The following is a 25,988-nucleotide window of genomic DNA, read 5'->3' as shown; positions in this document are numbered from 1 at the left end:
TGCTGTTTTATTCAAACTTCAACAATTATTCATAAACATAAGGGTAAAAATTGTCATAAACTATTACTCGGTTTTTTGGTTTTCGCCAAAAAGGAACACCCACAACGAAAGGAGACGGAATGCACCACGCCACACCGCTTATCACCACCATTGTTGGTGGACTTGTGCTCGCTTTTATCCTCGGCATGATTGCCAATAAACTGCGTATTTCTCCTCTTGTCGGCTATCTGTTAGCGGGTGTACTGGCGGGACCGTTTACGCCAGGCTTCGTGGCGGATACCAAACTGGCCCCTGAGCTGGCGGAATTGGGCGTGATTCTGCTGATGTTTGGCGTCGGCCTGCACTTCTCCCTGAAGGATTTGATGGCGGTAAAGTCGATTGCCATACCGGGAGCGATCGCCCAGATAGGGGTGGCGACGCTGCTGGGGATGGCGCTTTCGGCGGTGCTGGGCTGGTCGTTAATGACCGGTATCGTTTTTGGGCTGTGTCTCTCAACCGCCAGTACCGTGGTGCTGCTGCGCGCGCTTGAAGAGAGACAGCTGATAGACAGCCAGCGCGGGCAAATCGCGATAGGCTGGCTGATCGTTGAAGATCTGGTGATGGTCCTGACGCTGGTGCTGCTGCCTGCCGTCGCCGGGATGATGGAAAAAGACAACGTCGGCTTTGCCTCGCTGGCGCTGGATATGAGTATTACCATCGGTAAGGTGGTGGCGTTTATCGCCATCATGATGCTGGTGGGCCGCCGTCTGGTACCGTGGATCATGTCCCGCAGCGCGGCAACCGGCTCACGCGAGCTGTTTACCCTCTCCGTGCTGGCGCTGGCGCTGGGTATCGCTTTTGGTGCCGTTGAGCTGTTTGATGTCTCCTTTGCTCTGGGCGCGTTCTTCGCCGGGATGGTGCTGAACGAATCCGAGCTGAGCCACCGCGCGGCGCACGACACTCTGCCGCTGCGCGATGCCTTCGCCGTGCTGTTCTTCGTCTCCGTCGGAATGCTGTTTGACCCGATGGTCCTGATTCATCAACCGCTGGCCGTGCTGGGCACGCTGGCGATCATCATCTTTGGCAAGTCGCTTGCCGCCTTCTTCCTGGTGCGGATGTTCGGCCACTCCCCGCGGACGGCGTTGACCATCGCCGCCAGCCTGGCGCAGATCGGTGAGTTCGCCTTTATTCTGGCCGGTCTGGGCATGGCCCTGAACCTGCTGCCGCAGGCGGGGCAAAACCTGGTGCTGGCGGGGGCGATTCTGTCGATTATGCTGAACCCGGTGCTGTTTGCCCTGCTGGAAAAATACCTCGATAAAACCGAAACGCTGGAAGAACAGACGCTCGAAGAGGCCATCGAAGAAGAGAAGCAGATCCCGGTGGATATTTGCAATCACGCCCTGCTGGTCGGCTTTGGCCGCGTGGGTAGCCTGCTCGGTGAGAAGCTGATGGCGCAGGGGATTCCGCTGGTGGTGATTGAGACCTCACGCACCCGCGTCGACGAGCTGCGCGAGCGCGGTATTCGTGCGGTGCTGGGCAATGCGGCAAACGAAGAGATCATGAATCTGGCGCATCTGGACTGCGCGCGCTGGCTGCTGCTGACCATACCTAACGGCTATGAAGCGGGCGAGATTGTGGCTTCCGCGCGCGAGAAGTGCCCAGCGATTGAGATTATCGCCCGGGCGCACTATGACGACGAGGTGGAGTACATTACCGAGCGCGGTGCGAATAAGGTGGTGATGGGCGAGCGCGAGATTGCGAATACGATGCTGACGCTGCTGGAGAATCCGCCGCTTGAAGAGGCTGTGACGAGTTAAGTTTTGAGCGGTCTGGTGCCCTCACCCTTGCCCTCTCCCACGGGGAGAGGGAACAAACACTAAAAACGGCAACCAGGGTTGCCGTTTTGCTTTTACCTGTCCCAGTACGCCTCTTCGAGGCTGTCTTCCCGTTCCGGCAGACCGCGCGTTAAGCGCGGAGAATGCTGGTTCAGTACCTGATAGCTCACACGGTTGGCATATTTACACACCTGCGCCAGCGAGGAATAGGTCAGCCAGCTGAACTTATGCTTGCTGGAGTTCGGCACGTTGGTTTTATGGTAGGCGTTAGCGGTGATGTCGTGCAGCAGTGCGGCCAGCGCGCCATCGCCCGCACCGTTGGTGTTCATGATCTTCTCCGGCCCGCCCATGTATGGCGCGATATGAGAGTAGATTCGCAGCGGATTCACGCAGTCTTTGTAGCGCATGCCGCGGCTGAACTCGTACTGGTTGAACTCGGCAATCGCACCGGGCAGCAGCGGGTGCTGGGTTTTGCGCTTGCTCTCTTCTTCTGTGAAGCCCGCCATGTACAGCCCAACCGGGCCGGCGGTGCAGAGCACCAGATCTACCCAGTCCAGCGCTTTGTCAGACGCCAGCAGCGGATCGCTTTCACCGGTCAGCGCCTCGGCCTCTTCTTCGTTCATTGCCAGAATCGAGACGTGCTCTTTCAGGAAGGCCTGCCACCACTCCGGGTTATCGGCGATAACAAATTTTGTTCCCAGCGTCAGAACGACCGGCACGTTGTATTTCTTCGCGTACTCGATCGCTTTCATGGTCGCTTCCGGCATCGGCTCGCCCGGCTTACAGCGCACCAGATAGGAAGTCAGCACCAGCGCCGAGGCGCCCGCAATCACCTCTTCCGGAATACTCTCGGCGCGCAGCTTGTTCATATGACCCGGGCTGATGGCAAAAGTACGCTCGCCGGAATCGCTAATCAGCGTAAAGCAGCGGCCAATAGGCCCGTCGACGCCCTGAAGGTAGTTCAGATCGGTACGGCTGGAGGTGTTGCAGAGATAGCGGTAGGCATAGCCACCGATTTCGATATTGCTGCACATCACGCCGAGCAGCACCGAGCGGTCGTCGGCCAGCACGGAGTAGTTATGCATGGTATTGCCGATGGTGCCACCGGCGAACTGATGGGTAATCAGGCTTTCGCGCACCAGCTCCTGGTACAGCGCTTCGGCAACGTCGTCCTCAATCACCAGCGAGTGACCGGCGCTCAGACCGTAACGGGCGACAAACGCATCATCCACTTTCGCTTCAATGTCCACCAGCGTCTGATCGATACCGACGACCCATGCCGCGCTGGTTTCGTTTTCTGGCTGGATTTGCTGCAGGAGCGGATCGCGGGCATCGACGGGGAAGTAGTGTTTGGATTTGCGTTTACCGGGAAATTTCATGGTCTGAACTGTACGAAGAATATGGGCCGGGAATGGTAGCACAAACCCGGCCCGGAGTGCGATCAGCGGCTGTTCGTTACCAGCGAGACCATCATGTCGATATGCTCAGGCGAGTCGTTAAGCGCCGGAATGTACTCGTACTTTTCGCCGCCAGCCTCAAGGAAAAATTCCCGGTTTTGCACCGCGATCTCCTCCAGCGTTTCCAGACAGTCGGCCGAGAAGCCCGGCGACATCACCTGAATGTGCTTTACGCCCTTCTCACCCAGCATTTTGAGGGTTTCATCGGTATACGGCGTCAGCCACGGCTCGCGGCCGAAGCGCGACTGGAAGGTCATCATCACCTTCTCCGGCGGCAGGCCAAGGGCGGAAACCAGCTCGCGCGTGGTATCGCGGCAGCGCTGCGGATAATCATCCCCTTCATTGGCGAAACGCTGCGGGATCCCGTGATAGGAAAGCAGCAGCAGATCCGGCTCGCCGTGCTTTTCAAACGACGCGCGCGCGCTGTTGGCAAGCGCCTGGATGTAGAGATCGTTATCCGCGTAGTCGCGAATAAAGGTCACGCCCGGAATGCGGCGGCGGGTCGCCAGAATGCGGGCCAGCTCGTCCCAGACGGCGGCCACCGTCGAGCAGGAATATTGCGGATAGAGCGCCAGCACGACGATATGTTCCACGCCCTGCGCCAGCAGTGATTCCACCGCGCTTTTCAGGGACGGTTTTCCGTAGCTCATGCCGAGCGCGACGGGCATATCCGGCAGGCGGGCGGCCAGCGCTTTTTCCTGGCGACGGCTGTAAACCATCAGCGGCGAGCCCTCTTCCATCCAGACGGACTGATAGAGTTTGGCGACGCGCGGAGAACGAATCGGCAGAATGACGCCACGCAGCAGCGGCCACCACAGCAGTCTCGGGAAATCCACGACGCGCGTGTCGCTTAAAAATTGTCGCAGGTAGCGTTTTACCGCGTCTGATGTAGGTGCTTCTGGAGTGCCCAGATTGGCAAGCAGGATGCCGGTTTTCGCCTGACTCATTCACGCCTCTTAACCATTTGATAGGTTGTCAATTGTAGCGGAAATGCGTTTAAACGAAACCCATTGCTGTAATAGGTAAGATGAGAATATTTCTCACCCGGGAACCCGGGTGAGAGGCGCGCGATTAGCCGAGGATTTTTTCCAGCTCTGCACGTACGTCAGCCACGGCTTTGGTGCCGTCAACTTTCGCGTATTTGGTGTTACCCGCCTGCGCTTCTTTGGTGTAGTAGCCGATCAGCGGTGCGGTCATCTGATGGTATTCCACCAGGCGTTTACGCACGGTCTCTTCCTGATCGTCTTTACGGGTGGTCAGCTCTTCGCCGGTCACGTCGTCTTTGCCTTCAACCTTAGGTGGGTTGAATTTGATGTGGTAAACGCGGCCAGAAGCAGCGTGTACGCGACGGCCAACGATACGGTCAACGATCAGCTCGTCCGGCACGTCGAACTCCAGAACGTAGTCCACGTTGATGCCCGCTTCTTTCATGGCGTCAGCCTGAGGAATGGTGCGTGGGAAGCCGTCCAGCAGGAAACCGTTACGGCAGTCTTCCTGAGCAATGCGCTCTTTGACCAGAGCAATAACCAGCTCGTCGGTTACCAGCTTGCCTGCGTCCATGATGTCTTTCGCTTGTTTACCCAGCTCGGAGCCAGATTTTACAGCGGCGCGCAGCATGTCACCGGTGGAGATTTGCGGAATACCGTATTTCTCCATGATGAACTGAGCCTGAGTTCCTTTACCCGCGCCCGGAGCGCCAAGCAGAATAATACGCATTGCGAAAATCCCCTCAAAAGTCGTTTCAATTTTTCAAAAGCGCTAAACAATACCACCAGAACGGGCATCGCTCAAGGAAGGCGGGAAGGCTGAAACGGTTAACGGGGGGAGATTATTTGGGAGGGTGCGGTCTGGTGCCCTCACCCCGGCCCTCTCCCACGGGAGAGGGAGAAGACCAGGGGAGGCGCGGTCAATTACGCCAGCAGCAGCGCATTCACACGTTTAATGAACAGGTTAGGATCTTCCAGCGTGCCGCGCTCGGCCAGCAGGGACTGATCCAGCAGCAGTTCAACCCACTCGGCAAAGCGGGCGTCGTCCTGGGTATCCGCCGCGCGTTTCACCAGAGGATGATCCGGATTAAGCTCAAAGATATATTTCACTTCCGGCATCGCCTGGCCCGCCGCAGCGAACAGCTTCGCCATCTGGGTGCTCATTTCGTCCGCATCGGTGGTGACAATCGCCGGGGTGTCGGTCAGACGGTGCGTGAAGCGCACCTCTTTCACGCGCTCGCCCAGCAGGGTTTTCACGCGCTCAACGAACGGCTCCAGCGCCTTCTCGGCTTCTTTCGCGCTTTCGTCCACTTCATCCGCCAGCTTGTCGATGGATTCGTCCGCTTTGGCTACGGACTGGAACGCCTTACCGTCGAACTCGGTCAGGTAGTTCATCATCCACTCGTCGATGCGGTCAGAAAGCAGCAGCACTTCGATGCCTTTCTTGCGCAGAAGCTCCAGGTGCGGGCTGCTCTTCGCCGCCGCGTAGCTGTCGGCGGTGATGTAGTAGATCTTCTCCTGCCCTTCTTTCATGCGGGAGACGTACTCTTCCAGCGACACGGTCTGCGCGGAGGAGTCGGTATGCGTAGAGGCGAAGCGCAGCAGTTTGGCGATGGTTTCAACGTTCGCGGTGTCTTCTGCCGGGCCTTCTTTCAGCACCAGGCCGAACTGTTTCCAGAAGGTCTGATATTTTTCCGCATCGTCTTTCGCCAGTTTTTCCAGCATCTGCAGCGCACGTTTGGTCAGGGCGTTGCGCAGGTTACGGGTGACGGTGCTGTCCTGCAGAATTTCACGCGAGACGTTCAGCGGCAGATCGTTAGAATCTATCAGACCGCGCACAAAGCGCAGGTAGTTCGGCATGAACTGCTCGGCGTCGTCCATGATGAACACGCGCTGCACGTACAGCTTCAGGCCGTGCTTGTGATCGCGGTTCCACATGTCCCACGGCGCCTGTGCCGGAATGTACAGCAGGCTGGTGTACTCCTGCTTACCTTCCACGCGGTTGTGGCTCCAGGTCAGCGGGTCGGTAAAGTCGTGGGCGATGTGCTTGTAGAACTCGTTGTATTCGTCGTCTTTAATTTCAGACTTGTTGCGCGTCCACAGCGCCTGCGCCTTGTTTATCTTCTCCCAGGAAACCACGGTTTCACCGTCTTTCTCTTCCTGTTTTTCAATCTCTACCGGCAGGGCGATGTGATCGGAATATTTGCTGATGATGGAGCGCACGCGCCAGTCGTTCAGGAAATCATCTTCCCCTTCGCGCAGGTGCAGGGTGATTTCGGTGCCGCGATCCGCCTTGGTGATGTCATCAACGGTGTATTCGCCTTCCCCTTTGGATTCCCACAGCACGCCGTTCTCGGCGCTGTCGCCTGCCGCACGGGTACGGACGGTAACTTTGTCGGCCACGATAAACGCCGAGTAGAAGCCCACGCCGAACTGGCCGATGAGCTGGCTGTCTTTCGCCTGGTCAGAGCCCATGGACTCAAGGAACGCTTTGGTGCCGGATTTGGCGATGGTGCCGAGGTGGTCGATCACCTCATCGCGGTTCATCCCGATGCCGTTATCGGCGATGGTCAGGGTGCGGTTCTCTTTATTGAACGAGACGCGCACGCGCAGCTCGCCGTCGCCTTCGTACAGGTCCGGGTTGGACAGCGCGCGGAAGCGCAGCTTGTCCGCCGCGTCCGAGGCGTTGGAAATCAGCTCACGCAGGAAAATTTCTTTGTTGGAATACAGGGAATGGATCATCAGGTGCAGAAGCTGTTTTACTTCTGACTGGAAACCACGGGTTTCTTGTCCTTTCATCTAAGTCGACCTCAACAATGCCATTTAATGGGGTTTTAAAACGTTGAGTGAGAGATGGGGATAAGGGGGGGGATTTTCAAGCGGAGGCCGCGCGTGCAGCCTCCGTTTGGTCAGAAAATAATCTTGTGACGCCCGGCCAGAGAGTGCGACAGCGTGGTGCCGTCGACCATTTCCAGCTCGCCGCCCACCGGCACGCCGTGGGCGATGCGGCTGGCGTCAACGCCGTACTGCGAGCACAGTTCGGCGATATAGTTGGCGGTTGCCTCCCCTTCCACCGTTGGGTTGGTGGCGAGGATCACCTCTTTGATGGTTTCGGACTCAAGACGCTGTTCAAGGCGGTCAAGACCGATATCATCCGGGCCAATGCCGTCGAGCGGGGAGAGATGCCCCATCAGCACGAAGTAGCGGCCGGAAAACTGCCCGGTTTGTTCGATGGCGTAGATGTCCGCAGGACTCTCCACCACGCAAATCTGACCGTTTTCCTGACGACGCGGGTTCGTACAGATGTTACACACGTCCTGCTCGGTAAAGGTGCGGCAATCCGCACAGTGACCAATTTCTGACATGGCGCGGGTTAAAGCCTGCGCCAGGCGCATCCCGCCGCTGCGGTCGCGCTGCAATAGCGTAAACGCCATGCGCTGCGCCGACTTCGGGCCAACGCCCGGCAGGCAGCGCAGTGCTTCCATTAACTGCGTGAGCAGCGGACTGGTTTGCATCAGAATGGCATCTTGAAGCCAGGCGGCAGCTGCATACCGCTGGAGACAGAGGCCATTTTCTCTTTCTGAGTTTCGTCGATACGGCGAGCGGCATCGTTAAACGCGGCTGCAACCAGATCTTCCAGCATCTCTTTGTCGTCTTCGAGCAGGCTCGGGTCGATTTCCACGCGACGGCAGTTGTGCGCACCGTTGATGGTCACTTTGACCAGACCGGCACCGGACTCACCCGTGACTTCCAGCTGAGCGATCTCTTCCTGCATCTTCTGCATTTTTTCCTGCATCTGCTGAGCCTGCTTCATCAGGCCACCCAGACCGCCTTTTCCACCAAACATAGGCTTCTCTCTTCTTTCACGTTTAAGGATTACAACCGTAAGTCAGACTCACGATCAAATGGGGCGAATACTCTCTTCATCCAGATCGGCGTCGAAGAACCGGCGCAGGGTCTGAATGTTGTTATCCGCAATAATCGCCTCGCGCGCCTGCGCGAGCTTTTCTTCATAAATGGCCTGGCGCCACTCGAGCGGCGTTTTCACTGCCGGATTATCATCTTCAATGATAGTCAATTCAACCGGCGCGCCCTGTAATGCGGTGAGCGCCTCGGCCAGCGCCTTTTGCGCGCCAGGGGAATTGAGGTGCCGCTGACCCGGACGCAGGTGCAAACGCACCTGATTGCCGTCCTGCTCTTTCCAGGCATTCAGCGCGACCTGCTCCACCAGCTTAGGCAGCTGAAGTTTGCTGACCTCGGCGGCCCAGGCGTCGCGCACTATGGACTCTTCGGCAAGCTTCGCGGAAAGCTCCGGCGTTTTCTCATGCTCCAGCGCCTTTTTCAGCGCTTTCGGCGTGGCGACCTCTTCCTTCACCTCTTCGGTGATGGTGGTTGCCTTCCAGCGGTAAGCCTCTTCTTTCACCGGGGCTTTCTGCTCGAGCGCGGACGGTGCAGGACGCGACTGTACGCGCTCCGTTACCGAGGCCAGTCGTTCAAGCGCGGCGTTGTTCACCGGCCGCGCTCTTCCTGGCGCTGCCGGTTCACTCTTTTTTGGTTTGGTTACTCCCTGCGCACGCTGCAGCTGGCTGCGTGCGGCAAGCACCGAACTGGTGGCATCCGACAGCGGCACGTTCTGCTGTGGCGGCGGTGTCGGCTGCGGTCGCACCTGCTGCGGCGACATCACCGCCGTAGGGGCGACCGGCGCGAAAGACTGCCGCGGCGCTTCCGGCTCCGGCAATGGCATGCGCGGGTGGAACGCCAGCGCGCGCAGCAGCGTCATTTCAACGCCCATTCTGGGGTCCGGCGCGAACGGTAACTCTTTGCGGCCAATCAGCAGCGTCTGGTAATACAGCTGCACGTCGGCAGGCGGCACGGTGCGGGCAAGTTCACGCATCCGCTGTTCGATAGCGGCCATATCCGCACCGATGGCGGACGGAGAAAGCTGCAGCATCGCCACGCGGTGCAGCAGGCTGAGCATCTCAACCAGCAGTCCTTCCCATTCGATACCCCGGGCAGCGGCGGCATTCACCTGCGACATCACGCGTTCGCCGTTGGCGGCAATCATCGCTTCGATAAGCGACAGCGCCTGATCGTCATCCAGCGTGCCGAGCATGGTGCTGACCGCCTCGGCGGAGAGCTTGCCGTCACCGCTGGCAATCGCCTGGTCGGTCAGGCTGAGCGCATCACGCAGGCTGCCGTCCGCCGCGCGGGCCAGCAGCTGCAGGGCGCGCGGCTCGTGAACGATCTTCTCTTCATCAAGAATGTGCTCAAGCTGAGCGCGGATCTGCTCAACGTCCAGCGCCTTCAGGTGGAACTGCAGGCAGCGCGACAGGATCGTGACCGGCAGCTTTTGCGGATCGGTGGTCGCCAGCAGGAACTTCACGTGCGCGGGCGGCTCTTCCAGCGTTTTCAGCAGGGCGTTAAAGCTGTGGCGCGACAGCATGTGCACTTCATCGATCAGGTAGACCTTGAAGCGGCCGCGCGCCGGGGCGTACTGCACGTTATCGAGCAGATCGCGGGTATCTTCCACTTTGGTGCGCGAGGCGGCGTCGATCTCGATCAGATCGACAAAACGCCCCTGCTCGATCTCCCGGCAGTTATCACACACGCCGCACGGCGTGGCGGTGATCCCGGTTTCGCAGTTAAGACCTTTTGCCAGCAAGCGGGCAATAGAAGTCTTACCGACGCCGCGGGTGCCGGAGAAAAGATAGGCGTGATGGATGCGACCTAGCGACAAGCCGTTCGCCAGGGCCGTCAGCACATGTTCCTGACCGACAACGTCAGCAAAGGTTTGTGGTCGCCATTTACGGGCTAACACCTGATAACTCATGGGCAGGCTCTGCAACGCTGGAAGGTGAATTTATGGAGGGGAATGCTATCACAACCTCACCCATTGAGCGAGGTTGTGAAAACCGGGATTAATGACCCGGGAAAGGCACCAGGCTGTAGCTGGTAATGCCCTGTTTTTCCAGGCGCTGTTCACCGCCGAGATCGAACAGGTTGATGATGAATGCCGCGTCGGTCACTTCACCACCCAGACGACGGATCAGCTTCACGGTCGCTTCAATGGTACCGCCGGTTGCCAGCAGGTCGTCGACCACCAGCACCTTGTCGCCAGGTTTGATCGCATCAACGTGGATCTCCAGCTGATCGGTGCCGTACTCCAGTTCGTAGCTCTCAGCAATGGTTTCACGCGGCAGTTTGCGCGGCTTACGCACCGGCACAAAACCCACGCCCATTGCCAGCGCAACCGGTGCGCCAAACAGGAAGCCACGGGCTTCGGTACCTACTACTTTGGTGATCCCGGCGTTTTTATAACGCTCGACCAGCAGTTCAATGCTGAGCGCGTACGCTTTCGGGTCTTCCAGCAAGCTGGTGACATCACGGAAAAGAATGCCAGGCTTTGGATAGTCCTGGATGCTTTTGATGCTGTTTTTCAGATATTCAAGCTGCTGTGCAGTTGCGGTCATCGGTTTTGCCTAAATGAAACAGTGTTACTCACAGCGCGCAACGAGTCGGCCAAGGCAACAATTGTTTAACCTTTGACCAGGCGCACCTGTGCTCGAAAACGGTCGAATTTACTGGCTGCGCGTGATAATTGCAACAGCCATGATGAGGCTTCAGTGCTTTTGTTGCTTTTCATCAACCACGGGGATCCGCCACATGAAGATAAGCAGGCAGGAGAGGATCGCCAGCAGCAGAATGCGTACCCACATCATTTTCACCAGCCATAATGAAATAGCGAAGGTGATGAGGATCACCGCTATCGCGCGCGGCTTCGCGCCGGGCGGCATGGCCCGGTGTTTTTGCCAGTGCCGCAGATAGCCGCCAAACCATGAACGATAGAGCAGCCAGTGGTGAAAACGCGGCGACGAGCGGGCGAAGCACCAGGCCGCCAGCAGGATAAACGGGGTGGTCGGCAGCAAGGGTAAAAACACGCCCAGCGTGCCAAGCACTACCGCGAGCCAGCCAATGATGATTAAAATAGTACGCTTCATAATGCGAATCGTTATCAAACTGAACGGCTACTTTACCACTGGAGAGCGCCTTGAAAACAGCACTGCTTCTTGAGAGGCTGCAAAATCAGCTGATTGCTCTGCGGGAGCAGGCTACACCGCTGATGGGGCACGCCACGCTGAAACCGCGCTTTGACCGGCAGCTTTTTCGTACCCGCAGCACCGTCATTCAGGATTACCTGGCGGAAGCGCAGACGAACCTCGACGAGCTTCGCCATGCGGTTGAGAGTGAACAGCAGGAACAGGTGGCGTGGCTTGCGGAGCATCTCACTGAACAGATCACCGCTCTGCATCGCGAAATCGCCGCCTGGCCGCTGCGCGCCTGGGACAGCGCCTCGCCGGGGCTCGGTAAATGGCAGCGCAAGCGGCTGGAGAACCAGGAGTTTGAGCGCCGGCTGTTTGAGATGAAGCGCGAACGCGAAGTGCGGCTGAACAACAGCGAAACGCTGGAGGAACAGCAGCTATTGATGCGCGAGATTAGCGCGCTGGAAGGACGCATCGTCCGCTGCCGTCAGGCGCGGGATGAGATTGAGCGCGTCATTGAACGTTTGACCCGTTAACAGGAGCCACACCCATGTCACTGGAAAATGCACCCGATGAGGTCAAGCTGGCCGTCGATTTGATTATGCTGCTGGAGAATCATGAGATCCCCGCCGAAACGGTGCTTAAGGCACTGGAGATTGTGCGGCGGGATTTTGAAGGTAAATTACCCTCACCCCGGCCCTCTCCCTGAGGGAGAGGGGGGAAATCGTTCCCTCGCCCCTGAGGGCAGAGGGAAAATAATAGATTACGCCGGAGTCGGATCGTCACCCTTGATGTCGCGCTTCACTTCCGTATGCTCATCACCCTTCTCGTTGCGCAGGTGAACCTCAAGCTGGTTGAAGGCGATATTAATATCGTTTTCACGGCACAGACGATCGATAGAGCGGTTAAGCTCATCCACCGTGTAGCTGCGGTCACGCAGCTCGCGCACGTATAAACGCAGCTCGTGATCCAGCGTGCTTGGCCCAAAGGTGGTGAAGAAGACCGCCGGAGCCGGATCGTGCATCACTTTCGGATGTTCTGACGCCGCCTTGAGCAGCACCTCTTTCACCTTCTCCAGATCCGATCCATAGGCTACGCCCAGGCGGATCACCACGCGCGTCACCGTATCCGAGAGCGACCAGTTGATCAGGCGCTCGGTCACGAACGCTTTGTTCGGGATGATCACCTCTTTGCGATCGAAGTCGGTGATGGTGGTGGCACGAATACGGATCTTGCTGACCGTACCGGAGAAGGTGCCGATGGTGACGGTATCGCCGATTCGTACCGGGCGTTCGAACAGGATAATCAGGCCGGACACAAAGTTACCGAAGATCTCCTGCAGGCCAAAACCAAGACCGACCGAGAGGGCGGCCGCCAGCCACTGCAGTTTATCCCACGAAACGCCAAGCGAGCCAAAGACCGTCATCGCCCCAACAATAATGATCACGTAGTTGAGGATCGTAGTAATGGCGTAGGAAGCCCCCTGGCGAAGATTCAGACGTGACAGGAGCAGCACTTCGAGCAGGCCTGGCAGGTTGCGAATCAACGCCCAGGCCACCACCGACGACACCAGCGCAAACAGCAGGCTGCCCATGGTCACGCTTTTCATGACCGCCGCGCCCGCTTCGGTACCGTTGTATTGCCAGAGGGTAATACTGTCGAGATAGGCGAAAACGGTAATAAGATCGGACCAGATAGCCCAGAACATCACCGCAAACAGGGCGATCATCACCAGCATGGTGATGCGCAGCGTCTGCTGGTTAACCTGCTCCAGGGCGATGGTCGGCTCTTCCTGCGGTTCCGCACCCTCGGCTCCTTCTTTCACCTGATGCTGACGACGCGCGATAGCACGGCGATAGGCGATGCGGCGGGCCGCCACGCTCAGGCCGCGCAGCACGGTCTGATAGAGCAGGTTCCAGACGATCACCAGATAGACCGTTTCAATCCAGCGCCCGGACAGGCGCAGCGTGGTGTAGAAGTAGCCCGTTGCCGTCAGCACCATCAGCGCCAGCGGAATGATCGCCAGCACCGTCACGGTGGCCAGGCGAATATTGTGGGACTCTTTATCACGCCAGCTGTCGCGGCACATCGGCCACATCAGGATCGCAATCAGCAGCAGGTTCAGCAGGATGACCAGCTGGCCCAGCACGTCATCCATCAGATGCAGCGGGGAAAGCTCAGAGACAACCGACCAGAAGTGCAGCGGCAGGAGCGCCAGGCTGATGCGCACAATCTGACGACGCCAGTGGCTGGTCAGCTGCGCAGGCATGTTGAAATGACGCACCGCCACGCCGTCTTTTTCCAGCACCTTCCAGCACACGCCAAATACCAGCCAGAACAGCGCCAGTTTTTTACTGAACGCCCACAGCAGATCGCTGACGTTGAGCTGCATGGTGAGCAGAATCAGGCCCACGGCCAGAATAATCAGGCACACCGGCAGGGCGCGGATGAGATCGATCAGAATCGCTTTTGGCGTATGAAGCTGGCTGTCGTTGCGCAGCTGCCCCACTTCGGACGCCAGCTTCGCCTGATATTTTTTTAGCCATCCCAGACGCCAGCGGATCAGGCCGGCAATCAGCAGCAGCGGTAATCCCGCCAGCAAGGCAATCGTCACCGCAGGCCAGGCTTTCTCCCAGTTTACGGTGATTTTCATGCTCTTGATCTGCGTTTTCAGCGTCTCCGGGAAGGATTTAATCCAGTCCCAGTCCATCGGCTTGTTGCTGTTCACCCAGAAAATCTGCTGGGTCAGGATCTCCTGCAGGCTTTTCGAGACGCTCACCAGCTGCTGCTGGTTGATTTGCAGGTTAATGGCCATCATCAGCTGGTTACCCAGCTGTTTGTTGAGCTGGTCCAGCAGCTCGCGACGCATATCGACGACCTGGAGCAGCGCGTCGTGCACTTCCGGGTTCACGTCGCTGGAATGCCCCTCTTCAATTTTGGCGACAAAGGTGTCGCTCTGGAAAAGGGCATCGCGCTGCTGGTTGACGTCAAACTGTTCCAGACGTAAATCCGCAATGCGGTTGGTCATGTCCTCCAGCTCATCGGCGGACGGGAGCGTCTGCTGCTGCTGGTAGAGAATACGCGACAGCAGGAGGCTGCCCTTCAGGACCGCAATCTGCTCTTTGATGTTGCGCTCGGCCTGCAGCGCGCGATCCAGCCAGTTCTTCACTTTGATATTTTGCTGAACCAGCGAGTTACCGTTTTCCGTCGCCAGTATCAGGCGCTGGCTAAGCTGGTGGTTGGCCTCGAGCTCCTGTTTCACCAACGGATTCGCCTGAATGCGGGCGGTTTCGTCAGGGGATACGGCCTCCTGGGCGGTTTTTTCCGTCAGGGTCAGGCGCTTGCTGTTTACCGCCTCCTGCAACAGCTGAAGCTGGTGTTCCAGGCGATTAATATTCGCGGTGACGTAATCACGCTGTTTCTGAAGCGTGTCCTGCAGCACCGTATTCCCTTCAAGGCTTTTACGCTGCTGTTCGATTTGCGCATTGAGCAAGGTCTGCTGAACCAGCAGCAGGGTTTGCTGCGTCGGGCGCAGCGTGCCTTCGCCGACCGTCGTGCCGTTCAGACGGTTGCGGATCTGCTGCAGCTGCTGAGACGCGGCGTACATCGCGTTTTGCACGCGCTCGGGCTGGGTCTGCAGCGAGACAAGCTGGCTGTTATAGGTCGCGAGGTCGGACTGCGCGGTTTGCAGGTCGTCGAGCAGTTGCGCGACGCGAGACTCCAGCTGGCGTAAGGAGAGCGTCGAGAGCGTCTTGCGCGTCTCGTCGTCGTTATCCACATCGCTGAGGGCATTCAGCGCGTCGGTGGCCTTACGCATGTTTTCAGGCGCCTGCGCCACCTTCTGACGAAGCTGGACGGTTTCCGCTTTGATGCGTTCAATTTTATCCAGCGTTTCCAGCGTTTCCGTCAGGTCCTGCTGGACGAGTTTATCCTGAGGGGAGAGATCTTTTTGTTTGTTCAGCGTGTCGAGCTGCGACTGAACATCGCCGCGCGAGGGAATATCATTGCTGTTATCGGCGCGGGCCCAGGTCAGCGGCGCCGTGGCGAAGAAAAACAGCATCGCAAAGAGCAATGCAAAAACAGGATGTTGCGAGCGATTGATGGGCAGCATAGTTGTGAATGATGTCAGAAGATGACCGAAAATAGTCCGGCGTGAAGAATATCACGCTCGCTGAAAGCAGAATAGCGCGAACGTTATCCTCTGAGATAAATCCTGGAAAGGGATCAGGCCGTTAGCGAAGGCGCGTCGCTGCGCAGCGTGGGGCAGAGCTGTAGCATTTCCAGTAAAATCGCCACGTAGCTGCGGGCTTCCTCTTTGAGGTCAAAGGATTGCGGCGCGAAAAGCCAGTTTTCCATCAGACCGGAAATGTAGCTGCGCATCAGGATTGCCGCCCGTCGGGTCAAGAGATTGGCCGGTAATAGTTTTGCCTGCATACACAGGTTCAGGTTCTGCTCAATACGATCATAGCTCTCCAGGCTAAGGCTGCGTTGCGCCTGCTGCACCACCGCCATCTCGCCCACGAACTCGCATTTATGAAAAATAATCTCCATCATTAATCTGCGACGTTCTTCAACTACCGTTGCTTCAAGGATATATACTAATATTTCTCTCAATACTGAGAGTGGATCGTCAGGGAATTTTGCCCGATACTCACTCTCGAGATCGCTAATGCTGGACTCTGAAAGCTCCCAGATTTCACTGAACAGATCTGACTTATCTTTAAAATGCCAGTAAATCGCTCCTCGCGTCACACCGGCAGCCTGAGCAATCTGCGCCAGCGAGGTGGATGAAACACCCTGCTGCGAGAACAAACGTATTGCCACATCCAGAATGTGTTGTCGGGTTTCCAGCGCTTGTTGTTTAGTTTTTCGTGCCATAGGTGGGTGAATTTACAGGAGTCAGATTTACATACATTTGTGAATGTATGTACCATAGCATGACGATAATATAAACGCAGCAATGGGTTTTTAGACTCAGGACCCTTGATCAATTTGAAATCGGACACTCGAGGTTTACATATGAACAAAAACAGAGGGTTAACGCCTCTGGCGGTCGTTCTGATGCTCTCAGGCAGCTTAGCGCTAACAGGATGTGACGACAAACCAGCTCAACAAGGAGCTCAGCAGGCGCCAGAAGTAGGCGTCGTGACGCTCAAATCTGAACCTCTACAAATCACCACCGAATTACCAGGCCGTACCAATGCTTACCGCATTGCGGAAGTGCGTCCTCAGGTTAGCGGCATTATCCTGAAGCGTAACTTCACCGAAGGTGGTGATGTGAAAGCCGGTGAGTCTCTGTATCAGATTGATCCAGCAACCTATCAGGCCTCTTATGAAAGTGCGAAAGGTGACCTGGCGAAAGCACAAGCCGCGGCCAAAATTGCTCAGCTGACGTTGAACCGCTACCAAAAGCTGCTTGGCACTAAGTACATCAGCCAACAGGATTACGATACCGCTCTGGCCGATGCACAGCAGGCTAACGCGGCCGTGGTGGCAGCCAAAGCGGCTGTCGAAACCGCGCGCATTAACCTGGCCTATACCAAAGTGACCTCCCCTATCAGCGGTCGTATTGGTAAGTCTTCCGTCACGGAAGGGGCGCTGGTGCAGAACGGTCAGACCAATGCGCTGGCGACCGTGCAGCAGCTCGATCCGATCTACGTTGACGTGACGCAGTCCAGCAACGATTTCCTGCGCCTGAAACAGGAGCTGGCTAACGGCACCCTGAAACAGGAAAACGGTAAAGCCAAGGTGGAGCTGATTACCAACGACGGTATTAAGTTCCCGCAGGAAGGTACCCTGGAATTCTCTGACGTGACGGTCGACCAGACTACCGGTTCCATCACCTTACGTGCGATTTTCCCGAACCCTGACAAAAATCTGCTGCCAGGTATGTTCGTTCGCGCGCGTCTGGAAGAAGGAACGAATCCAACCGCACTTCTGGTTCCACAGCAGGGTGTGACCCGTACGCCACGCGGCGATGCGAGCGCGCTGGTTGTTGGGGCTGATGACAAAGTCGAAACGCGCAATATCACCGCCACCCAGGCGATTGGCGATAAATGGCTGGTGACGGAAGGTCTGAAAGATGGCGATCGCGTGATTGTTACTGGTTTGCAAAAAGTTCGTCCTGGCGCGCAGGTTAAAGCACAGGAAGTGAAATCTGACGATAAACAACAAGCTTCGGCCGCTGGCCAGTCAGAACAAACCAAGTCTTAACTTAAACAGGAGCCGTTAAGACATGCCTAATTTCTTTATCGATCGCCCCATATTTGCGTGGGTGATCGCCATTATCATCATGCTGGCCGGGGGACTTGCGATCCTGAAGCTGCCTGTCGCGCAATATCCAACGATTGCGCCACCGGCGGTGACAATTTCCGCAACCTACCCGGGGGCTGATGCGAAAACGGTGCAGGACACCGTTACCCAGGTTATCGAACAGAACATGAACGGTATCGATAACCTGATGTACATGTCCTCAAACAGTGACTCCACCGGTACAGTGCAGATCACCCTGACCTTCCAGTCAGGTACGGATGCGGACATTGCGCAGGTTCAGGTGCAGAACAAACTGCAGCTGGCAATGCCTTTGCTGCCGCAGGAAGTACAACAGCAGGGTGTGAGCGTCGAGAAATCGTCCAGCAGCTTCCTGATGGTTGTCGGCGTTATCAACACCAACGGCACCATGACGCAGGAGGATATTTCCGACTACGTGGGCGCCAACATGAAGGACGCCATCAGCCGTACTTCCGGTGTGGGTGACGTGCAGCTGTTCGGTTCTCAGTACGCGATGCGTATCTGGATGGATCCGAACAAGCTGAACAACTTCCAGCTGACCCCGGTTGACGTGATCAGCGCAATTAAAGCGCAGAACGCCCAGGTAGCGGCCGGTCAGTTAGGCGGTACACCGCCGGTGAAAGGCCAGCAGCTTAACGCCTCGATCATCGCGCAGACCCGTCTGACCTCTGCCGATGAGTTCAGCAAAATTCTGCTGAAAGTGAATCAGGACGGTTCGCAGGTTCGCCTGCGCGACGTGGCGAAAGTTGAGCTGGGCGGTGAGAACTACGACATCATCGCGAAGTTTAACGGTAAACCGGCTTCCGGTCTGGGTATCAAACTGGCGACAGGCGCTAACGCCCTGGACACCGCCACGGCGATCCGCGCAGAGCTGAAGAAGATGGAACCGTTCTTCCCGTCAGGTCTGAAAATCGTTTACCCGTACGACACCACGCCGTTCGTCAAAATCTCGATTCACGAAGTGGTTAAGACGCTGGTTGAGGCGATCATCCTGGTCTTCCTGGTGATGTACCTGTTCCTGCAAAACTTCCGCGCGACGCTTATCCCAACGATTGCCGTGCCGGTGGTATTGCTCGGGACCTTTGCGATCCTGTCGATATTTGGCTACTCGATAAACACCCTGACGATGTTCGGGATGGTGCTCGCCATCGGCCTGCTGGTGGATGACGCCATCGTCGTGGTCGAGAACGTCGAGCGTGTGATGGCGGAGGAAGGTCTGCCGCCGAAGGAAGCGACCCGTAAATCAATGGGTCAAATCCAGGGCGCGCTGGTCGGTATCGCGATGGTGCTGTCTGCGGTATTTATCCCGATGGCCTTCTTCGGGGGCTCAACCGGTGCGATTTACCGTCAGTTCTCCATTACCATCGTTTCCGCGATGGCGCTGTCGGTGCTGGTAGCGTTGATCCTGACCCCTGCCCTGTGTGCCACCATGCTGAAGCCGATTCAGAAAGGCGGTCACGGCGAGCATAAAGGGTTCTTCGGCTGGTTTAACCGCATGTTCGATAAGAGCACGCACCACTACACCGACAGCGTGGGCAACATCCTCCGCAGCACCGGTCGTTACCTGCTGCTCTATATCATCATCGTGGTGGGCATGGCCTTCCTGTTCGTTCGTCTGCCAAGCTCGTTCCTGCCAGATGAAGACCAGGGCGTGTTCCTGACGATGGCACAGCTTCCGGCGGGTGCCTCGCAAGAGCGTACCCAGAAAGTGCTGGATGAAGTGACGGACTACTATCTCACCAAAGAGAAAGACAACGTTGAATCCGTGTTTGCGGTTAACGGCTTTGGCTTTGCGGGTCGTGGTCAGAACACCGGTATTGCCTTCGTTTCTCTGAAAGACTGGTCTGAACGTCCGGGCGAAAAGAACAAGGTTGAAGCCATCACCGGCCGTGCAATGGGCACCTTCTCGCAGATTAAAGATGCGATGGTCTTCGCCTTTAACCTGCCAGCGATTGTTGAACTGGGTACCGCAACCGGCTTCGACTTCCAGCTGATTGACCAGGGCGGTCTGGGTCACGAAAAACTGACGCAGGCGCGTAACCAGCTGTTTGGTGAAGTCGCTAAACACCCTGACCTGCTGGTTGGCGTGCGTCCAAACGGCCTGGAAGATACGCCGCAGTACAAGATCGATATCGACCAGGAGAAAGCCCAGGCGCTGGGCGTATCCATCAGTGACATCAACACCACGCTGGGCGCTGCCTGGGGCGGTAGCTACGTTAACGACTTCATCGACCGCGGTCGTGTGAAGAAAGTGTACGTGATGTCCGAGGCGCAGTACCGTATGTTGCCAAACGATATCAACAGCTGGTTCGTGCGCGGCAGCAATGGTCAGATGGTACCGTTCTCGGCGTTCTCAACCTCACGCTGGGAATACGGTTCACCGCGTCTGGAACGCTATAACGGTCTGCCATCGATGGAGATCCTGGGTCAGGCTGCTCCGGGCCGAAGCACCGGTGAAGCCATGAACCTGATGGAAGAACTGGCAAGCAAACTGCCTGCGGGTATCGGCTACGACTGGACCGGTATGTCCTATCAGGAACGTCTGTCCGGTAACCAGGCCCCTGCTCTGTACGCCATTTCACTGATTGTGGTCTTCCTGTGTCTGGCTGCACTGTACGAGAGCTGGTCGATTCCGTTCTCCGTTATGCTGGTGGTTCCACTCGGGGTTATCGGTGCGCTGCTTGCGGCAACGTTCCGTGGACTGACCAACGACGTTTACTTCCAGGTAGGCCTGCTGACAACCATTGGCTTGTCGGCGAAGAACGCGATACTTATCGTTGAATTCGCCAAAGATCTGATGGAGAAAGAAGGCAAAGGCCTTATTGAGGCGACGCTTGAGGCGGTTCGTATGCGTCTGCGCCCAATCCTGATGACGTCACTGGCGTTTATCCTCGGCGTACTGCCGCTGGTTATCAGCTCCGGTGCAGGTTCCGGCGCGCAGAACGCAGTAGGTACAGGCGTGATGGGCGGTATGGTTACCGCGACCGTACTGGCTATCTTCTTCGTACCGGTGTTCTTCGTGGTGGTTCGCCGCCGCTTTAGCCGAAAGAATGAAGATGTTGAACACAGTCATTCGGTAGAACCTCACTGATACCGGTTTCACATGATAAAAAGGCCGCATTAGCGGCCTTTTTCATTTTCAGAAAAAATCATAAATTACGCTTATTGTGGTTCTATTTATTTTCTGCCATCTTAAATAGACATATCATAATTAACTGATAACTTAATCGGTGAATTCAGGATTTTTTTAATTTCATTTCCCCGCTTAAGGTATTAGGAATATTCCTAATAAGAAGTTCTTACAAAGATAAGTCTGAATCTGAACTTTTCTCATCATTTTTGCTAAGCCGATGAAACGTAAGGAAGCGATAAAACCCCGTCGTTAATTTGGATAAAAACGTTGAGTCCAGGGTGACCATTTGCTTGCACGCTCCCAGCCTGCGGTTTTATTTGTAATTTTTCGTAATAGCGCGGTGAAATCCAGGAAGGAGTGGCTTATAGTTAGGTTATCAGGAACACAGCACTCATGTAGCTAAGTCAGTTGTATCCATCCCGACAATGATGTTCGGTGAGTAAGAAATCACTCAGAAGGGGATGCGCTATGGACGAGTACTCGCCAAAAAGGCATGATATCGCGCAGTTGAAATTTCTCTGCGAATCCTTGTACCATGACTGCCTTGCCAATCTTGATGAAAGTAACCATGGCTGGGTAAACGACCCAACGTCTGCCATCAATTTACAGTTGAATGAGCTGATAGAGCATATCGCAACCTTCGCACTTAATTATAAAATTAAGTACAATGAAGATAATAAGCTCATTGAGCAAATTGATGAATACCTGGACGACACCTTTATGTTGTTCAGCAGTTACGGCATTAACGCTCAGGATTTGCAAAAATGGCGTAAATCGGGAAATCGGCTATTCCGCTGTTTCGTCAACGTGAGCAGAGCTAACCCGGTGAGTCTTTCCTGTTAAAATTATTACAATTACTAAGGTGAATTTATGTCTGATAAACCACTCACAAAAATCGATTATTTGATGCGCTTACGACGTTGTCAGTCAATTGACACGCTTGAGCGCGTCATTGAAAAGAATAAATACGAGCTTTCTGATAATGAACTGGCGGTATTTTATTCAGCCGCTGACCATCGTCTTGCTGAACTGACAATGAATAAACTGTATGACAAAATCCCTACTTCTGTGTGGAAATTTGTCCGTTAATCTTTGAAGGGTGTCTGTAGAGTTCTACGCCTCGTTCTGAGTATTTACCTATCCCGTTATGCTCCCTGTGCGTAAGCCAGGTCTCCGTGTAAAACGTGTTCATCAGCAGCAATGTTGTGACGCCAGTCACATCGGCTTTTCGGGAACGTTCCCCTTCCGGCCTGTTCCGATTACCCTTCGGTAATCATATCCAGAGAGGTTTCCAATGAGCTTAGAAAAACAGAAAATGATTGCCGGTGAACATTACCGCCCCGGCGATGAGACGTTACGGGCTGACCGACTGCGGGCCCGCCATCTGGTTTACCGCTATAACCACACCGCGCCTGATGAAAAAACAGAACGACAGAACATTCTGGCTGAACTTCTTGGACAAAGCGCAGGCGCTTATATAGAGCCGAGCTTCCGCTGCGACTATGGATATAACATTTATCTGGGCAAAAACTTTTACGCTAACTTCGACTGCGTGATGCTGGATGTATGCCCTGTTCATATTGGCGATAACTGCATGCTCGCGCCGGGTGTTCATATTTATACGGCCACCCATCCCCTGGATGCGGAGGAACGAAACAGCGGCGTGGAGTTTGGAAAACCCGTCAATATTGGCAATAACGTCTGGATTGGTGGCCGGGCGGTCATTAACCCCGGCGTCACCATTGGTGATAATGTGGTGGTGGCCTCCGGCGCCGTCGTGACGAAAGACGTCCCGGCTAACGTCGTCGTTGGCGGCAATCCGGCAAAAATCATCAAAACCCTGTGAGATTGCGGGGAGTCAACTGTTATAGTCTTTTAGCGCCAGACTGTTACTTTTTTCAGCCTGATGGCTCCCCTAAAATTGGCAGACACCCTGTATTGTCAACTCTCATGAAGGCAAATAATGACCGAGATACAGCGCCTGCTTACCGCCACCATCGACGATCTCAACCTCCGCGAAAAGCGCGACAATCGCCCGCGCTTTAGCATTAGCTTTATTCGCAAACATCCTGGACTGTTTGTCGCCATGTATGCCGCCTGGCTGGCGACGCTTGTTGTGATGCTGACATCCGAAACGCTGGTGGACTCCGTCTGGCTGCTGGTTGTACTGTTTGTCGTCTTTAACGCCTTTTTCTTTTTCGACGTGAATCCGCGCTACCGCTACGAAGATATCGACGTGCTCGATTTTCGGGTCTGCTACAACGGCGAATGGTACAACACGCGTTACGTGCCAGAAGAGCTGATCGAAAACATTATGCACTCTCCGGCGGTTGAAGCCGGGCAAAAAGAGAAGCTGCAGAAAATGGTCTCCACCAAAGGTCAGCTCTCTTTCTATGATGTCTTTACCCTTTCCCGCCCTGCTGCTGCGTAATTAACGTCTGCAGACGTCGGATCCCCGGCGCAAACTGAGAAGCAGAGGTATTGCCGTAACCTAAAACCAGACCGGTTTGCCCCTGCTTCGCCTCCAGGTAGTACCCGCTCAGCGCAGCGGGTGCCAGCTGAAACGCCCTCGCCTGCTCCACCAGCCTCTGGTCGTCAATACCGTCTATCGCCAGCGCCAGATGCATTCCCCCTTCGCCTGCCAGAATGCGGTGCGGAGAATGCAGCTCTGCGCCCAGCACCTCCCGCAGCTGGCGGTAGCGCTTACGGTAGAGCCGACGCATGGCGGCAAGATGACGGGCGTAATGACCTTCTTCAATAAACAGCGCCAGGGTACGCTGCTCCGCACGATGCCCTCCGCGCAACAGCGAGCCGATGGCCGGGCGAGCCGCTTTCGCCAGAGCTGGCGGTAACACCATGAACCCCATTCTGAGCGATGGAAACAGCGTTTTACTGAACGTCCCCAGATACACAACAGGGGCATTGTTGACCATTCCCAGCATCGCCGGTACGGGCTCACCGGCATAGCGGAACTCGCTGTCGTAATCGTCTTCAATGATCCACGCGTTGTGCTGCCGGGCCAGCTCCAGCAGCGCCAGCCGCCGCCGCGCGCTGAGCACGCTCCCGTAAGGGAACTGATGCGAAGGTGAGGTAAAAATCAGTGAAGGAGCGGGCGCATCCAGCCCTTCCCAGCACATTCCCTCGTCATCTACCGGTATTCCCGTCATTGCCAGGCCGGTTTTAACAAACGCACTCTTTGCCCCGCTATAGCCGGGGTTTTCTACCCAGACGACATCGCCAGGCTCGCTTAACAGCATCGTGCAGAGATTGACGCCCTCAAGCGCTCCTTCGGTTATCACTATCTGGCTGGCGTCGCAGTCGATACCGCGGGACAGGGCGAGATGCCGGGCAATCGCGGCCCGCAGCGACTGCTCGCCGGCCGGGTCGCCATAGCCTAACAGGGCACTCCCCTCATCGCGCAGGACGCGATCGTACAATCGCCGCCACAGCGGCAAGGGGAAATAGTTAATGGCAGGCGTTCCCGGCGTAAACGCCATCACCGGGGTGTCGCGCTGCACAGGCGCGGGCAGCAGGGCGACCCGTTTTGTCAGCCTGACGTCAGGATCCGGCAATGCCCGGGTAATCGTACGATGAGCGAATTGCCCCACCCGCGTACCCTGACGGTTACGCAGCAAATAGCCTTCGAGCGTGAGCTGGTCCAGCGCCGCATTGACGGTGTTTCGGGAAACCGAGATCTGCTGCGCCAGCGTTCGTGAACCGGGTAGCTGGCTGCCGGAGCGAAGCCTTCCGCCCAGAATGGCCTCCCGCAAAGCGAGATAGAGCGCGCGCTGGAGCGTCTCTTGCCCACGCTTTTTCAGCGCAGCATGGAGCAAAGCGTAAAGCTCATCACCTGGTATATTCATCTTCCCTCCTTGTGGTACCAGAAAAACATAGCCTGGTGGTTCTTTTTAAGGAACCAGCAATTCACTAATCTGGAGATCTTTTCAACGTCATGGAAATAAAGATGAATACATTCAATGCGTTTGGACAGCCAGTCGGCGAAGCCCTTATCGACTGGCAGCCTCGTCAGCACCCGTCCCGGGTGGTTCTTCAGGGCCACTATTGTCGGCTTGAGCCGCTGCGCGTGGAGCATGCCCACGCGTTGTTCTCCGCCTATTCCCTGGCCGAAGATACCCGCAGCTGGACGTGGCTGCTGCGTGAACCCGATGCCACCGCAGAGGAGTTTGCCGACTGGGTGGCGAGCGTGAGTGAGTTATCCGATCCCATCCACTTTACCGTTATGGATAACCGGACCCAGTCCCCCGTCGGGACGCTGTCCCTGATGCGGATCGATCCTAAAAACGGCGTCGTGGAAGTGGGGCACGTTCACTTCTCTCCTCTGTTAAGCCGTACGCCAGGGTCGACAGAAGCGCAGTATCTGCTGATGCGGTACGTGTTCGATACCCTGGGGTACCGGCGCTATGAGTGGAAGTGCAATAGCCTGAACGAGCCTTCCCGCAAAGCGGCGCTGCGTCTGGGCTTTCAGTTTGAGGGGCGCTTTCGTCAGGCGCTGGTCATAAAAGGCCGTAACCGGGATACCGACTGGTTTTCGATTCTCGACAAAGAGTGGCCGGCGCTGGCTAACGCCTTTGAAAGCTGGCTTGCCACCGACAATTTTACTGCCGATGGCAAACAGAAAAGATCCCTGGAAAGCTGGCGAGAAACGCGCGTTTAGCGTCTTTTTTTACGTCCCTGAACCGCCTTAAAACGCGGATTAGATTTGCAAATCACGTATAAGCGTCCCTTGCGTTTGACTATCTGGCAATCCGGGTGGCGCTGCTTTGCACTGCGTAATGAGTTAAGTACCTGCATGGTTAGCCCCGCTTCGCATTGAGAAAACCGCCAAAACGCTTGCGGAAGCGTGCTGCGCTGCCATCCGTAGAGAACGTTTTTTGCTTACCGGTATAAAACGGGTGCGATTTTGAAGAAACCTCGATGGTGATGTAAGGATATGTCTCACCGTCGAGTTCAATTTCGCGGTCGGTTTTAATGGTTGAGCCGACTTTAAAGTATTCATTAGCGCTGGTGTCGTGGAATACCACGGTACGATAGGCTGGGTGGATATCGGGTTTCATCGTAAATCCTTTATGTTTTGTTATAACATAACAAAATAATATCCAGGCGAGGTTGAAAAAACAACCCCTCTCTTCTGACGATATTTTCTGGTCGCCTGAGATAAAATGAAAACCATGCCAACCACGTGCTATAACTATATCATTTCGCGGTAAAATCTTTCTCTTCAGGCAGGGAACTCAATGCCCAGGAAC

Annotated in this window: 23 protein-coding genes, 1 pseudogene and 1 other annotated feature; of the genes and pseudogenes, 10 read left to right on the top strand and 14 right to left on the bottom strand. The window is 56.0% G+C overall.

Annotated features, from left to right (window positions below; all coding sequences use genetic code 11):
- Positions 1-119 precede the first annotated feature (119 nt).
- Positions 120-1,796: a YbaL family putative K(+) efflux transporter gene (ybaL, locus tag BJ885_RS01085; RefSeq protein ID WP_121930985.1), complete on the top strand. Its 1,677-nt coding sequence runs from the start codon at positions 120-122 to the stop codon at positions 1,794-1,796.
- Positions 1,797-1,888: 92 nt separating this feature from the next.
- On the opposite strand, the gene BJ885_RS01080 is transcribed toward ybaL, so the two are convergent.
- The 9 genes from BJ885_RS01080 to BJ885_RS01040 form a co-directional block, all read right to left on the bottom strand.
- Complete coding sequence (locus BJ885_RS01080; protein ID WP_069303753.1) at positions 1,889-3,193, bottom strand: inosine/guanosine kinase; 1,305 nt, start codon at positions 3,191-3,193, stop codon at positions 1,889-1,891.
- Positions 3,194-3,255: 62 nt separating this feature from the next.
- Positions 3,256-4,218 (bottom strand): ferrochelatase, encoded by a 963-nt coding sequence (gene hemH / locus BJ885_RS01075; protein ID WP_121930984.1) that lies wholly within the window; start codon positions 4,216-4,218, stop codon positions 3,256-3,258.
- Between the two features lie 124 nt (positions 4,219-4,342).
- Positions 4,343-4,987, bottom strand: coding sequence for an adenylate kinase (adk, locus tag BJ885_RS01070; protein ID WP_006809841.1), 645 nt, complete (start codon positions 4,985-4,987; stop codon positions 4,343-4,345).
- A gap of 194 nt (positions 4,988-5,181) precedes the next feature.
- Positions 5,182-7,056, bottom strand: coding sequence for a molecular chaperone HtpG (htpG, locus tag BJ885_RS01065; RefSeq protein WP_033144796.1), 1,875 nt, complete (start codon positions 7,054-7,056; stop codon positions 5,182-5,184).
- Between the two features lie 110 nt (positions 7,057-7,166).
- Positions 7,167-7,772, bottom strand: coding sequence for a recombination mediator RecR (gene recR / locus BJ885_RS01060; RefSeq protein ID WP_008499298.1), 606 nt, complete (start codon positions 7,770-7,772; stop codon positions 7,167-7,169).
- Entirely contained in the window at positions 7,772-8,104 is a 333-nt protein-coding gene (locus BJ885_RS01055; protein ID WP_003858972.1) for a YbaB/EbfC family nucleoid-associated protein, read from the bottom strand. Before BJ885_RS01055 ends, recR begins: the two co-directional genes overlap by 1 nt.
- Positions 8,105-8,158: 54 nt before the next feature.
- The gene (gene dnaX / locus BJ885_RS01050) at positions 8,159-10,087 is read right to left on the bottom strand and encodes a DNA polymerase III subunit gamma/tau (protein WP_121930983.1); all 1,929 of its coding nucleotides are present in this window, start codon (positions 10,085-10,087) and stop codon (positions 8,159-8,161) included.
- Positions 8,765-8,829 (bottom strand) — a sequence feature (DnaX frameshifting element). Its footprint overlaps the gene before it by 65 nt.
- Before the next feature lie 88 nt (positions 10,088-10,175).
- The gene (gene apt, locus BJ885_RS01045) at positions 10,176-10,727 is read right to left on the bottom strand and encodes an adenine phosphoribosyltransferase (RefSeq protein ID WP_000127359.1); all 552 of its coding nucleotides are present in this window, start codon (positions 10,725-10,727) and stop codon (positions 10,176-10,178) included.
- 150 nt (positions 10,728-10,877) lie between these two features.
- On the bottom strand, positions 10,878-11,255 hold the full coding sequence (locus tag BJ885_RS01040; RefSeq protein WP_029741960.1) for a DUF454 family protein: 378 nt from the start codon (positions 11,253-11,255) through the stop codon (positions 10,878-10,880).
- A gap of 50 nt (positions 11,256-11,305) precedes the next feature.
- On the opposite strand from BJ885_RS01040, the gene priC reads away from it, so the two are divergent.
- Complete coding sequence (priC, locus tag BJ885_RS01035) at positions 11,306-11,833, top strand: primosomal replication protein N'' (RefSeq protein WP_047648533.1); 528 nt, start codon at positions 11,306-11,308, stop codon at positions 11,831-11,833.
- A 14-nt stretch (positions 11,834-11,847) separates the two neighbouring features.
- A pseudogene (rsmS, locus tag BJ885_RS01030) lies at positions 11,848-12,016 on the top strand (pleiotropic regulatory protein RsmS); the annotation flags it as partial.
- A gap of 44 nt (positions 12,017-12,060) precedes the next feature.
- Here the strand turns inward: rsmS and mscK are convergent.
- Positions 12,061-15,408, bottom strand: a complete 3,348-nt coding sequence (gene mscK / locus BJ885_RS01025; protein ID WP_121930982.1) for a mechanosensitive channel MscK — start codon at positions 15,406-15,408, stop codon at positions 12,061-12,063.
- A 113-nt stretch (positions 15,409-15,521) separates the two neighbouring features.
- The gene (gene acrR / locus BJ885_RS01020) at positions 15,522-16,175 is read right to left on the bottom strand and encodes a multidrug efflux transporter transcriptional repressor AcrR (RefSeq protein WP_023310602.1); all 654 of its coding nucleotides are present in this window, start codon (positions 16,173-16,175) and stop codon (positions 15,522-15,524) included.
- Positions 16,176-16,316: 141 nt separating this feature from the next.
- Here acrR and acrA point away from each other — a divergent pair, with 141 nt between their 5' ends.
- The 6 genes from acrA (at position 16,317) to BJ885_RS00990 (ending at position 23,152) form a co-directional block, all read left to right on the top strand.
- On the top strand, positions 16,317-17,510 hold the full coding sequence (gene acrA, locus BJ885_RS01015; protein WP_029741963.1) for a multidrug efflux RND transporter periplasmic adaptor subunit AcrA: 1,194 nt from the start codon (positions 16,317-16,319) through the stop codon (positions 17,508-17,510).
- 22 nt (positions 17,511-17,532) lie between these two features.
- The gene (gene acrB / locus BJ885_RS01010) at positions 17,533-20,679 is read left to right on the top strand and encodes a multidrug efflux RND transporter permease subunit AcrB (RefSeq protein ID WP_029741964.1); all 3,147 of its coding nucleotides are present in this window, start codon (positions 17,533-17,535) and stop codon (positions 20,677-20,679) included.
- Positions 20,680-21,189: 510 nt separating this feature from the next.
- A complete protein-coding gene (gene tomB / locus BJ885_RS01005) occupies positions 21,190-21,564 on the top strand; it encodes an Hha toxicity modulator TomB (protein ID WP_008499288.1) in 375 nt (124 codons plus the stop codon).
- Between the two features lie 27 nt (positions 21,565-21,591).
- A complete protein-coding gene (locus BJ885_RS01000) occupies positions 21,592-21,810 on the top strand; it encodes an HHA domain-containing protein (protein ID WP_008499287.1) in 219 nt (72 codons plus the stop codon).
- Positions 21,811-22,015: 205 nt separating this feature from the next.
- Positions 22,016-22,567: a maltose O-acetyltransferase gene (gene maa, locus BJ885_RS00995; protein WP_023310599.1), complete on the top strand. Its 552-nt coding sequence runs from the start codon at positions 22,016-22,018 to the stop codon at positions 22,565-22,567.
- 117 nt (positions 22,568-22,684) lie between these two features.
- Entirely contained in the window at positions 22,685-23,152 is a 468-nt protein-coding gene (locus tag BJ885_RS00990; protein WP_029741965.1) for a YlaC family protein, read from the top strand.
- Here BJ885_RS00990 and BJ885_RS00985 read toward each other — a convergent pair.
- Complete coding sequence (locus BJ885_RS00985; RefSeq protein WP_047648537.1) at positions 23,124-24,584, bottom strand: PLP-dependent aminotransferase family protein; 1,461 nt, start codon at positions 24,582-24,584, stop codon at positions 23,124-23,126. The two genes, BJ885_RS00990 and BJ885_RS00985, sit on opposite strands and share 29 nt — an antisense overlap.
- A gap of 101 nt (positions 24,585-24,685) precedes the next feature.
- On the opposite strand from BJ885_RS00985, the gene BJ885_RS00980 reads away from it, so the two are divergent.
- The gene (locus tag BJ885_RS00980) at positions 24,686-25,396 is read left to right on the top strand and encodes a GNAT family N-acetyltransferase (protein WP_121930981.1); all 711 of its coding nucleotides are present in this window, start codon (positions 24,686-24,688) and stop codon (positions 25,394-25,396) included.
- On the opposite strand, the gene ykgO is transcribed toward BJ885_RS00980, so the two are convergent.
- Positions 25,393-25,533, bottom strand: coding sequence for a type B 50S ribosomal protein L36 (ykgO, locus tag BJ885_RS00975; RefSeq protein WP_003859006.1), 141 nt, complete (start codon positions 25,531-25,533; stop codon positions 25,393-25,395). The genes BJ885_RS00980 and ykgO overlap by 4 nt on opposite strands.
- Positions 25,534-25,535: 2 nt before the next feature.
- A complete protein-coding gene (locus tag BJ885_RS00970; RefSeq protein WP_010428154.1) occupies positions 25,536-25,796 on the bottom strand; it encodes a type B 50S ribosomal protein L31 in 261 nt (86 codons plus the stop codon).
- Positions 25,797-25,988: the final 192 nt, after the last annotated feature.

The sequence above is a fragment of the Enterobacter sp. WP_7_1 genome, assembly GCF_003688535.1.
GTDB lineage: Bacteria > Pseudomonadota > Gammaproteobacteria > Enterobacterales > Enterobacteriaceae > Enterobacter > Enterobacter asburiae.
Note: the sequence above shows the minus strand (reverse complement) of the source record. Positions and strands in the feature narration are given on the sequence as shown.

Coding starts and splice junctions, on each gene's coding strand:
- ybaL (WP_121930985.1), top strand. CDS start 120: ATGCACCACGCCACACCGCTTATCACCACCATTGTTGGTGGACTTGTG.
- BJ885_RS01080 (WP_069303753.1), bottom strand. CDS start 3,193: ATGAAATTTCCCGGTAAACGCAAATCCAAACACTACTTCCCCGTCGAT.
- hemH (WP_121930984.1), bottom strand. CDS start 4,218: ATGAGTCAGGCGAAAACCGGCATCCTGCTTGCCAATCTGGGCACTCCA.
- adk (WP_006809841.1), bottom strand. CDS start 4,987: ATGCGTATTATTCTGCTTGGCGCTCCGGGCGCGGGTAAAGGAACTCAG.
- htpG (WP_033144796.1), bottom strand. CDS start 7,056: ATGAAAGGACAAGAAACCCGTGGTTTCCAGTCAGAAGTAAAACAGCTT.
- recR (WP_008499298.1), bottom strand. CDS start 7,772: ATGCAAACCAGTCCGCTGCTCACGCAGTTAATGGAAGCACTGCGCTGC.
- BJ885_RS01055 (WP_003858972.1), bottom strand. CDS start 8,104: ATGTTTGGTGGAAAAGGCGGTCTGGGTGGCCTGATGAAGCAGGCTCAG.
- dnaX (WP_121930983.1), bottom strand. CDS start 10,087: ATGAGTTATCAGGTGTTAGCCCGTAAATGGCGACCACAAACCTTTGCT.
- apt (WP_000127359.1), bottom strand. CDS start 10,727: ATGACCGCAACTGCACAGCAGCTTGAATATCTGAAAAACAGCATCAAA.
- BJ885_RS01040 (WP_029741960.1), bottom strand. CDS start 11,255: ATGAAGCGTACTATTTTAATCATCATTGGCTGGCTCGCGGTAGTGCTT.
- mscK (WP_121930982.1), bottom strand. CDS start 15,408: ATGCTGCCCATCAATCGCTCGCAACATCCTGTTTTTGCATTGCTCTTT.
- acrR (WP_023310602.1), bottom strand. CDS start 16,175: ATGGCACGAAAAACTAAACAACAAGCGCTGGAAACCCGACAACACATT.
- acrA (WP_029741963.1), top strand. CDS start 16,317: ATGAACAAAAACAGAGGGTTAACGCCTCTGGCGGTCGTTCTGATGCTC.
- acrB (WP_029741964.1), top strand. CDS start 17,533: ATGCCTAATTTCTTTATCGATCGCCCCATATTTGCGTGGGTGATCGCC.
- tomB (WP_008499288.1), top strand. CDS start 21,190: ATGGACGAGTACTCGCCAAAAAGGCATGATATCGCGCAGTTGAAATTT.
- BJ885_RS01000 (WP_008499287.1), top strand. CDS start 21,592: ATGTCTGATAAACCACTCACAAAAATCGATTATTTGATGCGCTTACGA.
- maa (WP_023310599.1), top strand. CDS start 22,016: ATGAGCTTAGAAAAACAGAAAATGATTGCCGGTGAACATTACCGCCCC.
- BJ885_RS00990 (WP_029741965.1), top strand. CDS start 22,685: ATGACCGAGATACAGCGCCTGCTTACCGCCACCATCGACGATCTCAAC.
- BJ885_RS00985 (WP_047648537.1), bottom strand. CDS start 24,584: ATGAATATACCAGGTGATGAGCTTTACGCTTTGCTCCATGCTGCGCTG.
- BJ885_RS00980 (WP_121930981.1), top strand. CDS start 24,686: ATGAATACATTCAATGCGTTTGGACAGCCAGTCGGCGAAGCCCTTATC.
- ykgO (WP_003859006.1), bottom strand. CDS start 25,533: ATGCAGGTACTTAACTCATTACGCAGTGCAAAGCAGCGCCACCCGGAT.
- BJ885_RS00970 (WP_010428154.1), bottom strand. CDS start 25,796: ATGAAACCCGATATCCACCCAGCCTATCGTACCGTGGTATTCCACGAC.